Source organism: Pseudomonas sp. R1-15 (assembly GCF_051132085.1).
Classification (GTDB): Bacteria; Pseudomonadota; Gammaproteobacteria; order Pseudomonadales; family Pseudomonadaceae; genus Aquipseudomonas.
Map to the genome: position 1 here is coordinate 794,887 of NZ_CP071660.1, position 13,523 is coordinate 808,409.

The window sequence follows — 13,523 nt, forward strand, 5'->3', positions numbered from 1 at the left end:
CGACCAGGACCGCTCATGCTGACGTCTGCCCGCGCCCGTTTCTACGGGCTCAACCTCGGAATTCCCTTGGCCTGTGCCGCCGTGGTGTTCCTGCTGTTCGATCTGACCCGTATCGACATAACCATCAGCAATCTTTTCTATGACCCGTTGCACCAGGTCTTTCCGTTGGGGCATGTGCGGCTGTTCGAGCAAATCACGCACAAATGGGCCAGGGCCATTCCGAACTGGACGGGGGAGGCGGCCGTCATCGGTGCCGTGTTGTCGTTTTTATGGCCGCTGCTCACACCGGAAAAACGCCCTGGGCTACTTCGCGTACTGGACAGAACCCGACTGGCGAAACCGCTACGTTTTGCCTACAAACACCGGCGCGATTTCCTCTACGTTGTCTTCGCCTTTTCGCTCAGTACCGGGGTTATCCATTACCTCAAGGGCCATACCAGCGTGTACTGCCCGGTGGAAACCAGCCAATACGCCGGCAAGATCGAACACAAGGAATGGTTCCAGAATTTCGACCTGCTGAAAGTCGCCGGTGACGGCCGTTGCTGGCCGGGTGGCCATGCGTCCGGAGGCTTCACCCTGCTGGCGCTGTACTTCGTCGCCCGTCGTTATCGCTGGCGTCATTCCAAAGCGGTGATGTATGGGGCGTTGGCCTTGGGACTGGTTTACGGCACCACACGTGTCCTGCAGGGTTGGCACTACATGTCCCATACCTTCTGGGCGGGGATCTTTGTCTGGTTGAGCTGTTGGTTGATGGCGCTGGTGTTTTATGGACGAGGCGCCTTGGAGCAGCCGCTGTCGAATCGACAGCGCACGGTGCCGCCCGTCGTGCCGGCGTTGGGCAACGCGCCTTCCTCCGCCTGAACGGCAGGCCTGAAAACTGCGGAAGCGCGGGTCAGCCAAGCCATTTGGACGCATCCTGTGAGATGCGTCTCTTTTTTACGCAGAAAGTTTTTCCTCTCCTGAACTGACGGCGATATGCGCGGTCTGGTATGCGCGCAACGCTGTGCCTGCATCCGGTTGGCCTGCTCGCACGCTTGCTGTCATTTCTGTATCGAGGGATCGAACATGTCCGTAATTGCCTTAGGGACGAGGCTTGTCGCTGCGTCGCTATATTTTCTAGCGATGAACATCGCCGTTGCCGCGCCCACCCCCGGCGATACGGACCTGATCCGCGAACGCCAGGACCGCCTGCTCGAAGAACAGCGCCGGCGCCTTGAAGAACTCAAAGACCTGCCGGGCAAATCCGCCGCGCCCCAGGCCCCCACCACGCCGGCCGACAGCCGTTGCTTTCCGATCAAGACCATCGAGCTCAAGGGCGCCGATGCCTTGTCCGAACGTGAGCGTCAACGTCTGCTCAAGCCTTACATCGGTCAATGCCTGGGCGTGCCGCAGCTTAACCAGCTGCTCAAAGCCATCACCGACCATTACCTGGAAAAAGGCCTGGTCACCAGTCGCGCCTATTTGCCACAACAGGACTTGTCCAGCGGACATCTGCAAGTGCTGGTGGTCGAGGGACGGCTGGAAGGGCTGAAGGGGGAAGAGGGCAGTGGCTTGTCCGAACGGGAACTGGCCATGAGCTTTCCCGGCAAGCCGGGCGAGTTGCTCAATCTGCGGGAAATCGAGCAGATGGTCGATCAACTGAACCGCTTGCCGTCCAATAACGTGGCGATGGAACTGACGCCGGGGCAGAACATCGGCGGCAGCGAAGTGCTGGTCAGGAACACCCCGCAGAAACCCTGGCGCGCCGGCCTGTCACGGCATAACGATGGGCAGAAGAGCACCGGCGAGCAGCAATGGGGCGCTTCCCTGGACTGGGACAACCCCTTGGGCCTGGCAGATCAACTGGCTCTGCGTGGCGGCCACGACGCCCTCAGCGATCATCAGAAAACCTCGCGCAACGGCATGCTTTATTACAACCTGCCGTTTGGCTGGTGGAACCTGACCTACAGCTATAGCCAAAGCGAGTACAGGGCACTGGGCCAGGCCAACGGCTTCAATTTCAAGCAGAGCGGCGACAGCCAGAATCATCAGTTGCGCCTGGAGCGGGTGATCCACCGCGATGCGCTGAGCAAGACCTCCCTCAACACCGGGCTGGCCTACCTGCGCACCAACAATTTCGTCGAAGACAGCAAACTCGCCGAAAGCAGCAATCGCATCAGCGAAGCGCAATTTGGTATCAATCACGGGCGGCGGATCGGCACTGCTTTTGTCAACCTCGACCTGGGCATGCAGGATGGTATCGGTGCCCTCGACGCCCAGGGCGATCACGACCCCGGGCCTGGCCTGCCGGATGCGCGTTATCGCAAATACACCGCCACCCTCAGCTACCTGCAACCCTTTGTACTGGGCGGCGAGTCTTTCAGTTTCAGCAGCCTGATGACCGGTCAGCGCAGTGAAGACGCCCTGTTCAGCCCGCAGCGCATGAGCCTGGGCGGGTTGTCGTCGATTCGGGGCTACAAGGACCAGACACTGTCCGGCGACAGCGGCGGCTACTGGCGCAACGACCTGCGCTGGAGCCGGCCGGTGACGCTGCAATGGCTGCGTCCGGTGTTCGCCGAGTACGGCACCAGTCTGGGTTATGACCAAGGCGTGATCCGCGGCAACCGCTACAGCGGTGACGAGCACGGGCGCATGTCAAGCAACTCGTTGGAGCTGTTCGCCCGGGGTGAGCATCTGAACGCCAGCGTCACTTTTGCCCATTCCCTGGAACGCCCGGACGCCCTGACCGAGCGCGAAGCGCCGATCTATTTCCGCGTGGATTTTTCTATTTAACGCCGCTGCAACGAGACCTTGATCATGGACGACCGCCAATACGCCTTCCTGGCCCGCCAGCCTTCCGCTGCCCTGAAAACCCGTGACGCCTTCTGGGGCATGCCCAAGCGTGGGCTGGCGTTCCTGTTGATCAATGTCATGTTCTGGCAGCCGCTGTGGGCCCAGGCCGAGGGCATCGTCGTCAGCGCTCCGGGCACCAGTCTCGGCCAGGCCGGCAATGGCGTGCCGATCGTCAACATCGCCAAACCCAATGGCAGTGGCCTGTCTCATAACCAGTTCAAGGATTACAACGTCGGCAGCAACGGCGTGATCCTCAACAACGCCACCAAACCCGCCCAATCCACGCAGTTGGGCGGGGTCATCCTCGGCAACCCGAACCTCCAGGGCACGGCCGCCAAAACCATCCTCAACGAGGTCAACGGCGGCAGCCCCAGCCAGTTGCGCGGCTACACCGAAGTGGCGGGGCAGTCGGCTCACGTCATCGTCGCCAACCCTTATGGCATCACCTGTAACGGCTGCGGTTTCATCAATACGCCGAAGGCGACCCTGACCACGGGCAAACCGATCATCGAAAACGGCCAGGTGGGCCGCTATCAGGTGGACCAGGGCAGCGTCGCCATTGAGGGCGCGGGCCTAAATGCCAACAACGTCGACCGCTTCGAAATCATCACCCGCAGCGCCAGAATCAATGCCGAGATCCAGGCGAAGAATCTGACCATCGTTGCCGGGCGCAACGACGTCAACGCCGACACGCTCGACGCTACCGCTCGCGCCGACGACGGCAGCACCCAACCGGAGCTGGCAATCGATTCCTCGGCCCTGGGCGGCATGTACGCCGGCACGATCAAACTGGTGGGCACCGAGGCCGGCGTCGGTGTGAAGCTGGACGGCAAAATGGTTGCCAGTGGTGGTGATATCCAGCTTGATGCCAATGGCCGTCTGAGCCTGGCCGAGACAGCGGCGACCGGGGCTGTCGATATCCACGCCAAAAGCCTGGAAACCCGTGGCCAGGTGTACGCCGGCACTCGACTCGAGGCCAACACCCAGGGTGACCTGACCAGCCAGAAAAACCTGGTGGCGCGCGACAGCATCCGCCTGGACAGCGGCGGCACGTTGACCAACAACGGTATTGTCGAGGCCGGGGTCAACGCCGATAACAGCCGAAATACCGGGGGCGATGTCACCCTTACGGCAAGGCAACTGAACAACGCCGGCAAGACGGTCATCGCCAGTCGCGACCTGACCGTCACGACCACCGCGGCGCTGAACAACCAGGGCGGCACGCTTAGTGGCGGGCGCAAGACCACGATCACCGCCGACGTTGTGGATAACCGCAACAAAGGCCGGATCCTCGGCAATAGCGAACTGCAGTTGAACGCCAATCGGGTCCTGAATGCCCAGGGCGGGCTGATCAACAGCCAAGGGACTCTGATCGCCCATCTGGGCCATCTGGACAACAACTCGGGCGAACTCTCCAGCCTGAACAGCGCGACCCTGATCCTCGGCAGCCTGGACAACCTGACCGGCCTGGTGATGGCCGGCAGAAACCTCGACATCACCAACACGGGCGCGATCAACAACCAGGGCGGCGAGCTGTCCAGCCAAGGCGCCATGAGTGTGCGCACCGGCAGCCTGAGCAACCGCGACAAGGGCACCGTCGCCGCCAACGACACGTTGTCGGTCACGGCGACAGGCCAGGTGGACAACGCCCAGGGCGGGCTGATCGCCAGCCGTACCGCCGGCATCGAACTGGATGCCGGGCGCCTGGACAACGCCAAGGGCACGCTGCAAGGCCAAGGGCTGGTGACCGTGGATGTGGCGGGCGACATCGATAACCAGGGCGGCAGCATCATCGCTCGGGACGCCGACCTGAATGTCTTCGCAAACAATCTAGACAACCGTGGCGGCGTACTGTCCAGCGTCAAGGCCGCGCTCCAGGCGCGGGCCACAGGTGTGCTGAGAAACGGTTATGACGCGAACCGTCAGGGCGGCACGATCCAGGCCCAGGGGCTGTATATCAAGGCTTTGGCCGGGCTGTTCAACGACGGTGGGCGCATCGCCGCACAAGCGGGCGATGTGGTAATCGATAACGCCGGTGTGGATGTCGACAACCGCAACGGCGGGATCTACGCCGTTGGCAACCTCCGAGTCATTGGCCGCGCACTGGACAACAGCAGCGGCGGACAGGTCAGCGCCAATCGCATCGACCTCGATCTCTCGGGGGCTCTGAACAATAACGCCGGCATTATTGAAAGCCAGGACAGCCTGGATATCCTGGCCGCCAGCCTGAGCAACCAGAAGGGCCAACTGCGCACCTTGGGCAAGGCCAGCACGACGGTATTCCAGATTGGCGGCCTGTTCGACAACAGCGACGGCACTTTGGAAACCGCCAGCCAGGATGTGGGCCTGGACACCGGCAGCCTGCATAACGTGGGTGGCGAGTTGTTGCACACGGGCCTGGGATTGTTCGGCATCAGCCAGGCCAACCTGGGGCAGGCCGGCGGTCGCCTGGTGACTTACGGCAATCTGACCGTGAAGGCTGATCGCTGGACCAACAGCACCGCGATTCAGGCCGGGAAACTGGTCGTTGAAGTCGACCAATTCACTCAGACCGCCACGGGCCAGTTGCTCAGTACCGATAGCATGGTGGGCCGTGGCACCGACTGGCGCGTCGACGGCCTGGTCGGCAGCGATGGCGCCATCGACCTGCAACTGACCGGCGAATATGCCGGTAATGGCCGCCTGAGCAGTCTCGGCAGCTTGGGGCTCAAGGCCGCGCTGATCAATCTGGAGGCGGGCGGCAGTATTGCCGGCGGCGACAGCACAACCGTCGTGGTCGATGGCGTTCTCAACAGCTACGGTCGGCTGACCTCGGCGGCGGACATGAGCGTCACTGCCGCCACCATCAACAACTACGGCACGTTGGGCAGTGCTGACGGACTCGGCGTATCGACCGGCGACCTGCTCAACGAGCACGGATTGATTTTCAGCGGCGCCGATACCCGCCTGCGGGTAAACAGCCTGACCAACCGTTACGCCGACATCTACAGCCTGGGCAACCTGAGCATCGATCGCGACGGCCTCGGCACCCGCGCCCGCAGCATCCTCAACAGTTCCGGTACGTTGCAAAGCGACGGCAGCATGCGCCTGGCGGCCAGCACCATCGACAACGTCCGCGAGGTATTGACCTCCCATGACGCCGGCATCTACACCGCCTCCATCAGGGAAGTGGCCTGCCTCGAAGGCGTCAACGCCGGTGACTGCAGCGGCGGCAAGGAAAACCACGTCTGGCAGATCGTCCAGCGTGACAAGTTCGAAGTCACCGCGGCCAGCGCCGCTTCCAGCATCACCACCGGCGGCAATCTGGATATCCAGGGCGACAGCCTGACCAATCGGAGCAGCAGCATTGGCGTCGGCGGGGCACTGACCGCCAACCTCGTCAGCCTGGACAACATCGGTATCGAGACCGGTGAGATCGAAACCTCGCGCACCTTTATGTCCGAACGTACGCGCAGTCCGGGTGGCTGGCGCGCCGCCGCGAATGATTTCACCAACAGGTACTGGTTGCAGAGCCCGGGATACAACGTCAACGACCTGGGCGGCCTTGAAGCGGCGATGAGTCGTTTCATCGGCATGACCGAGCGTGAGCTGCCCCAGTTCCGCACCCAGACCAGTACCACCGATAACCAGACCTATGCCGCGATCATCCAGGCCGGTGGTGCCGTTGATGTTCGCACCCAGGGCAACGCCGACAACAGTGTCGTGCGCGGGGGCTACAACTACGTCGGTGCCGGGCCGCGTACCGATACCCAGGCGGACACTGCATTCTCGACCCGCATCAACGTCAATCGGCAGCTGCCGCCGGACCTGACCCAGCAGCAGGTCGATCCGCTCACCTTGCCGGGCTTCGATTTGCCCACCGGGCAAAACGGACTGTTCCGCATGAGCGGCGACGGCTCGGCCACGCCGACCCAAGGCGCGGGGCTGACCCAAGTGCGTGGCCTGCCGGACCGTTCGTTCCAGGCCAACCCGCAAAAATACCTGATCGAGACCAACCCGGCGCTGACCGACCTGCGCCGGTTCATGAGCTCGGACTACCTGCTGACAAATCTGGGCTACGACCCGGACACCGCCGCCAAGCGCCTGGGCGACGGTTTCTACGAGCAACGCCTGATCCAGCAAGCCGTGATCGCCCGCACCGGCCAGCGCTTCCTCGACGGCCAGACCTCCGATGACGGCATGTTCAAGTACCTGATGAACAACGCCATCGCCAGCAAGGACGCGCTCAAATTGTCGTTGGGCGTGAGCCTCACCGCCGAACAGATCGCGGCCCTGACCCATGACATCGTCTGGATGGAAACCCGGACGGTGAACAACCAGCAGGTGTTGGTGCCGGTGCTGTATCTGGCCCAGGCCAACCATCGGCTGGCGGCCAATGGTGCGTTGATCCAGGGCTCCGATGTAAGCCTGATCGCTGGTAAGAACCTGAGTAACTCCGGGACTTTGCGCGCCTCAAGCAACCTGAGAGTCGCGGCCGGCGACAACCTGGTCAACAGCGGTTTGCTGGAAGCGGGAAGTCGCCTCGAGGCGCTGGCCGGCAAGGACCTCACTAACAGGGCCGGCGGCATCATTACCGGGCGGGACGTCAGTGTCGTTGCCCTCACGGGCGACGTGATCAACGAACGTACCGTCACCACTCACGAAAGCAGCAGCGGCTACCGCACCGAACGCACCGACTTCATCGACAGCGCGGCCCGCATCGAAGCGGGAAACAACCTGACCATCAGTGCCGGGCGTGACATCAACAACGTCGGCGCAGTGCTGAAAAGCGGGACCGACACCACGCTCAATGCCTCGCGCGATGTCAATCTCGTCGCCGCCGAACGCATCACCAGCGGCACTCGCGGCCGGCATCGTGACCAGGATATCAAGCAATACGGCTCCAGCCTCGACAGCGGCCGCGACCTGACCGCCAACGCCGGCCGCAACCTCCTCGTCGTCGCCAGCCAGATCGACGCCAAGCGCGACGTCACCCTCGCCGCCAAAGAAAACCTGACCATCGCCTCGGCTGCGGATGAACAGCACTCTTACGGCAAGAGCAAGAAGGTCACCAGCCAAGAGGATCATGTCAACCAAGTAGCTTCGACGGTCAAGGCGGGGCGCAACGTTGCCGTGAGTGCGGGGCAGGACCTGGCGCTGATTTCCAGCAAGGTCAACGCTGCTAACGAGGCCTATTTCGTGGCGGGTGGCAGGCTTGAGCTGCTGGCTGCGCAAAACAGCCACTATTCGCTGTACGACATGAAGAAAAAAGGCGGGTGGGGGAGTAAGAAAACTCAGCGGGATGAGGTGACCAAGGTTACGCATGTGGGCAGCCAGATCACCACGGGCGGTGACCTGGTATTGCTCAGCGGGAGTGACCAGCGTTATCAGGCGGCCAAGCTGAACAGTGGCAATGACCTGACGTTACAGAGCGGCGGTTCGATTACCTTCGAGGGCGTCAAGGACCTGAGCCAGGAAAGCCATACAAAGAGCGATTCAAGTCTGGCTTGGAACTCGATGAAGGGGAAAGGCCACACCGACGAAACCTTGATTCAAAGCCAATTGCAGGCTCAGGGGAATGTGGCCATCAAAGCGGCCGATGGCTTGAAAATCGATATCAAGCACATCAACGAGAAAACCGTCAGCCAGACCATCGATGTCATGGTCAAGGCTGATCCCAAGTTGGCGTGGCTCAAGGAGGCCGAGCAGCGAGGGGATGTGGATTGGCGGCTGATAAAGGAAACCCACGAGTCGTTTAAATACAGCCATTCGAGCCTGGGCCAGGGCGCGATGCTGGCGATCATTATCATCGTTACCGTGCTGACGGCGGGTACTGCAACCGCCGCTACAGTCGGCGCCAGTGCTGGCAGCGCTGCTGCTGGGGCGGCAACTGCCGCAGGTGCGTCAGCTGCCACGGCTGCGACTGTAGGCGCTGCTGCATCGGCCGCCGCAACGGCGAGCTTTTCGGCAGCAGTCGCGCAAACGGCGGTCAGTACGATCAACAACAAGGGTGATCTGGGGGCGACCTTCAAGGACGTCTTTTCGTCAGACAACCTGAAAAACTACGTAATCGCCGGGATCACGGCCGGTTTTACCAAGGGCGTCATCGACCCCGCGCTCGGCGGCAATACGGTGCCGTTCAATAACCTCACGAAGGGTTTTGATTTAAATACGCTTCAAGGCGTGGGTGGCTTTGCGCTGCATGCCGGGGCTCAGGGTGTTGCGGGAGGCGTCATCAAGACCGCCATCAATGGCGGTAGCCTCGGTCGGAACCTCAGTGATGGGTTGGTCTATCAGGCAAGTACCATCGCAGCGGCCACAACGTTCAATTTTGTCGGTGGTTATGCCCAGGACCATTGGCAAACCGCGAAGAATGCGGGCGATACCACAGGCATGACCATGTGGGCCGAAGGCGGCGTCGCTCGTACTGCCATGCACGCATTGGCGGGAGGAGCGATCTCCAGCGCTACCGGTGGCGACTTCAAGACCGGCGCCATCGCGGCGGGTGCCAGCCAGGCCATGGCTGGAGAACTTAATTCGATTTTCGATACACAGCCTGATCTGCGACAAGCGGTTTCTCAGGTTGTCGGTTTGACGGCCGCTGGTCTTGCTGGCGGTGATGTCGAGAAAGCCTCTTGGGTCGCGTTGATGGCTGACGAATACAATCGTCAGCTTCACCAGAAAGAGACCGTTGCACTTGAGAAACTGCAAAAGGAAACACCTGAAAAATCTTATGAATTGAAAGCGGCTGCGTGTGCTCTGGTTCATTGTTCCGCCTCGGTTCCGGTGGACGATCCAAACTACCAGGCGGTCAAAGCGCTTGAGGCGGACGGCAAGGGATTCTCAGGTGCGCAAAGCGCGCTGATTGCAACCGGTGCCTATGACGAATATTCGAAGTGGGACCAGGCCAATGACGACCTGCTGGTAAACGATAAGGAGCTCAGACAGTCGTCCCAGGCAAGCCGCGCGGTACTCGGCGCGATAGGGGCCGCGGCAGGATTCGGCGGCGCGATACTTTCCACGCCCGCTTGTATCACCGGAGCCGGTTGCGCTATACCTGCGTTCTCCGGTCTGGGCGGCGCAGCGTCGTTTGTCGATGGGTGGCAGGCCACCGGGCAGCTGTTCGCTCCTTACGATTACACGCAAGGAAGCAAGGTACTCGCGTCCTTCGACAGCGCAACCTATCCAGGCGACGTAAACCCCCTCCGCGACTATGGAACCGAGGCCGCCAAGGCCGCGATGGAAATAGCGTTGCTCAAGGGCGCAGGGAAATACCTTGATGGGAGTGGGGCTTCGGTACTGGTTTCGGGGGTTAAAGGGGGTGGAGCAAAAGTAACGGCGGGGTCAGTAGAAAAGCAAGCGACGCCTAGTTTTCCCAATCAGTTTCCAGACCACCCAACAGGTGTTCCAACACTTATCTCAGATACGAAGTTGACTCAAGGCGCAGGAAAGTACAATTATATTGTTCTTGAAGATGGTCAGTTAGTAATAGGACGAAAATTTAATGATGTAGGTGGTGGTCATATTGATCTCGCGAATGGTAAGCCGGTTATTGCTGCGGGAGAGGTAAAAATTGTGAACGGCAATGTTAAATATATTGATAACACATCAGGGCACTATGAACCCTCTGGTCCCGCTGCTCAAGCCGCAGCAGAAAATGCATTTTCTAAAAAAGGGCTTGATGTGGGAGGTAAGTACATAGAAAAAGTATGGGTGTCTGATCCTGCTGACACCAAAAAGGGTGCCTGGGTGCCTAAATGAATGAAGTCATTAAACAGTTTGATATTCTTTGTGATGTGGCTGCGGCCGCCTTTGGTGAAGAACTAGAGATTTCCTACGAGACGTCTTTGCTAAATATTTTGGAATTTGTTAAAAAAAATCCGGAGTATAAAGAAGATTTCATAGAGAGATTTAAGTTGATTTTAATGTCTGGGGGCTCGCCATTTGAAGTTGTGGCATTTTGCATGCGTGAGCTTCAATGGTACGAAATTAAAGAATTTGTAATTTCAAAGATGAATCCTTCGGAGGATCCTCGTAGTGAGGCCCTGCGAAGCACATTAACCGCCTATGATGAATTTTGGCCTGATGCGGATCTTTATCGCTACTATGGCGCAGACTAGTTGGTGCAGGCGAAAAGCGGGATGGTTGTGGAAATCAGCGCTGAGGTTGATGGCTTTAAAACGTTGTCGGCGGATTTTCCAGTTTCATGTTGTATAAGCTTAAGTATGGTAAAGGTCTAATCGACTGGCGCGCAGATAACTAATCGTCGAAAGACCCTAATAAGCTTGAGTGAGGGACAGACCACATTCCTACCCAATTTCTGCGATAAAAACGTGGTCTGCCGCTTTTTCAGGCCTTGGTCGACTGAGTGAAGGCCCAAGCAAACACGATAACGGCAATGACGGGTCTGATCAGATCCGTCGCTGGCGCCTGACCGGTAAACACCCCGAGGCCGAAAAATACGAAGGCCGCCAGAGCTGCGAGAACACCCAATGCTGAAATCCAGCGGAAATATCGTGGGAACATCACATCAATCCTTTACAAAAAATTAGTACAGACCAGGTTTTATGAGTAAGAGGCAACGGCTTCTTCGATAAAACAGGATGTGTCTTCGTTATCCTATGTATCTTTTTTTAGAGTCAGATTTCAATTCGTACTTGCTAATGGAACAGCAAGATATGTTTTCATTCGATCCATGAACTGAATGGGAGATTTCAGGGCTTGTGAAGCGGGCCCAGTATACCCGCAGAAGCCTCGGCTGAGGCATGTGAGCCTAGGGTAGGGCGCTGGCGGCGATGCCTCTGACGCGCTGATAGGAATAGGCAATGCCCCAAGGCAAACCGGCATAGGAGGGGCATTTTTCGCTCGCTACCATGGCTACCTGTTCATCCATTGGAGTTCACCATGCCCAGTCGCAAAACCCTATTCATCACCGGCGTGAGCAGCGGCTTGGGTAGCGCACTCGCGCGAGAGGCAATTACAGCAGGCCACCGTGTCATCGGCACCGTGCGCAATGAGGCGGCGTTTCAGGCCTTCGAGTCGCTGTCGACGGAGCGTGCCCATGGCGTCATCCTGGACGTCACCGAGTTCGACCGGATCGACAGCGTCGTGGCGGCGACGGAGGCCGCCCACGGCCCGGTCGATGTGCTGGTCAATAATGCCGGTTATGGCCACGAAGGCGTCTTCGAAGAGTCGCCACTGGAGGAAATGCGTCGTCAATTCGACGTCAACGTGTTTGGCGCGGTGGCGGTGACCAAGGCCTTCGTGCCGTATTTTCGCCAGCGCCGTGCCGGTCATATCCTCAATATCACTTCCATGGGCGGCACGATTACCATGCCGGGCATCTCCTATTACTGCGCGAGCAAGTTTGCCCTCGAAGGTCTCTCCGATACGCTGAGCAAGGAGCTGCTACCGTTCAACATCTTCGTGACGGCCGTCGCGCCCGGCTCGTTTCGCACCGACTGGGCCGGCCGTTCGATGCAGCGCACGGCGCGGAGCATTGCCGACTACGACGCCAGTTTCGATCCGATACGTAAAGCGCGCGTGGAGAAAAGCGGCAAACAACTGGGCGACCCGCGGAAAGCGGCGCAGGCCATGCTGCAGATCATTGCCAGCCAGACGCCACCCGCGCATTTGCTGTTGGGCAGTGATGCGCTGAAGCTGGTGCGGGAGAAGCTGAGTCGTGCCGCCAGTGAGATTGATCAATGGGAAGCGCTGACCCGTTCGACCGACAGTTGAACGGCCGGCAAAAGGGGACGTCGATGACTCAGGCCGCTGCGCGCATGGTGCGGTTGATGGAACAGCTCGCACCGGTGGAAGGCTACAACCTCAGCGCGCTGGACGACGTCCGCTTCCTGCGTTCGAACCGCCCCCTGACGCGCACGCCGGTGCTGTATGAACCCGGCATCGTGATCCTCTGCCAGGGGCGCAAGCGCGGTTATCTGGGCGATGACGTCTATGTCTATGACGCCCAGCATTACCTGGTGGTGTCTGTCCCCGTTCCATTCACCATGGAGACCGACGCCAGCGCCGCGGAGCCCATGTTGGCGGTCTATATGCGCCTCGACTTGCAACTGGCCAGCGAACTCATGTTGCAAGTGGACGAAACCCACGGCCCCAGCGACGCCCAGCCCAAAGGCATGTACGCCTCGCCCATGGATGAGCCGCTGCGCGCCTCGACGCTGCGCTTCCTGGAGGCAATGAGCCGTCCGGGCGAGGCGCAAATACTGGGCCCTTCTCTGATGAGGGAAATCTACTATCGAATCCTGACCGGCGAACAGGGCGGCTCGATGCGCGCCGCCCTCAGTCGCCGGGGACATTTCGGCAAGATCACCCGGGCGATACGCAAGATCCACAGTTGCTATCACGAGCATCTGGACGTCGAAACCCTGGCCCAGGAAGCCGGCATGAGCGTCCCCAACTTTCACCTGCATTTTCGCAACGTGACGGGCGCATCACCCATGCAGTACCTGAAGTCGACCCGCCTGCACCAGGCGCGATTATTGATGCTGCGCAACACCATGAATGCCTCGACGGCGGCGTTCAGTGTCGGCTATGAAAGCGCCTCGCAATTCAGTCGCGAGTTCAAGCGGATGTTTGGCCGGACGCCGCAGGCCGAGGTGGAATGGATGAGGGCGACTTATGCGTTGCCGGAGGGCGTGGCGGCGTCGGGTTATGTTTCTTCGCATTAGGGGTAGGGTGGTGGTTGTGAT

At 59.8% G+C, this 13,523-nt stretch carries 7 protein-coding genes; 6 read left to right on the forward strand and 1 reads right to left on the reverse strand.

Translation table 11 applies throughout. The annotated features are described in order from the left end of the window. Positions 1 to 15: 15 nt before the first annotated feature. The 4 genes from J3P97_RS03425 (at position 16) to J3P97_RS03440 (ending at position 10,931) form a co-directional block, all read left to right on the forward strand. Positions 16 to 861, forward strand: a complete 846-nt coding sequence (locus J3P97_RS03425) for a phosphatase PAP2 family protein (protein WP_434673485.1) — start codon at positions 16 to 18, stop codon at positions 859 to 861. Positions 862 to 1,065: 204 nt separating this feature from the next. Then, positions 1,066 to 2,772: a ShlB/FhaC/HecB family hemolysin secretion/activation protein gene (locus tag J3P97_RS03430; protein WP_434673486.1), complete on the forward strand. Its 1,707-nt coding sequence runs from the start codon at positions 1,066 to 1,068 to the stop codon at positions 2,770 to 2,772. Positions 2,773 to 2,796: 24 nt separating this feature from the next. Continuing rightward, positions 2,797 to 10,572, forward strand: coding sequence for a DUF637 domain-containing protein (locus J3P97_RS03435; RefSeq protein WP_434673487.1), 7,776 nt, complete (start codon positions 2,797 to 2,799; stop codon positions 10,570 to 10,572). Continuing rightward, positions 10,569 to 10,931, forward strand: a complete 363-nt coding sequence (locus J3P97_RS03440; RefSeq protein ID WP_434602755.1) for a hypothetical protein — start codon at positions 10,569 to 10,571, stop codon at positions 10,929 to 10,931. The genes J3P97_RS03435 and J3P97_RS03440 overlap by 4 nt, the downstream gene beginning before the upstream one ends. A gap of 229 nt (positions 10,932 to 11,160) precedes the next feature. Here J3P97_RS03440 and J3P97_RS03445 read toward each other — a convergent pair whose 3' ends face one another. Then, positions 11,161 to 11,337, reverse strand: a complete 177-nt coding sequence (locus J3P97_RS03445) for a hypothetical protein (RefSeq protein WP_434569872.1) — start codon at positions 11,335 to 11,337, stop codon at positions 11,161 to 11,163. A 378-nt stretch (positions 11,338 to 11,715) separates the two neighbouring features. Here J3P97_RS03445 and J3P97_RS03450 point away from each other — a divergent pair, with 378 nt between their 5' ends. Both J3P97_RS03450 and J3P97_RS03455 read left to right on the forward strand, forming a co-directional pair. Further along, positions 11,716 to 12,549, forward strand: a complete 834-nt coding sequence (locus J3P97_RS03450; protein WP_434673488.1) for an oxidoreductase — start codon at positions 11,716 to 11,718, stop codon at positions 12,547 to 12,549. Positions 12,550 to 12,572: 23 nt separating this feature from the next. Continuing rightward, entirely contained in the window at positions 12,573 to 13,502 is a 930-nt protein-coding gene (locus tag J3P97_RS03455; RefSeq protein ID WP_434602758.1) for an AraC family transcriptional regulator N-terminal domain-containing protein, read from the forward strand. Positions 13,503 to 13,523 lie beyond the last annotated feature (21 nt).

Bases quoted from the DNA above. Each gene is read 5' to 3' on its own strand.
- J3P97_RS03430 (WP_434673486.1), top strand. From the start codon at position 1,066: ATGTCCGTAATTGCCTTAGGGACGAGGCTTGTCGCTGCGTCGCTATAT.
- J3P97_RS03435 (WP_434673487.1), top strand. From the start codon at position 2,797: ATGGACGACCGCCAATACGCCTTCCTGGCCCGCCAGCCTTCCGCTGCC.
- J3P97_RS03440 (WP_434602755.1), top strand. From the start codon at position 10,569: ATGAATGAAGTCATTAAACAGTTTGATATTCTTTGTGATGTGGCTGCG.
- J3P97_RS03445 (WP_434569872.1), bottom strand. From the start codon at position 11,337: ATGTTCCCACGATATTTCCGCTGGATTTCAGCATTGGGTGTTCTCGCA.
- J3P97_RS03455 (WP_434602758.1), top strand. From the start codon at position 12,573: ATGACTCAGGCCGCTGCGCGCATGGTGCGGTTGATGGAACAGCTCGCA.
- J3P97_RS03425 (WP_434673485.1), top strand. From the start codon at position 16: ATGCTGACGTCTGCCCGCGCCCGTTTCTACGGGCTCAACCTCGGAATT.
- J3P97_RS03450 (WP_434673488.1), top strand. From the start codon at position 11,716: ATGCCCAGTCGCAAAACCCTATTCATCACCGGCGTGAGCAGCGGCTTG.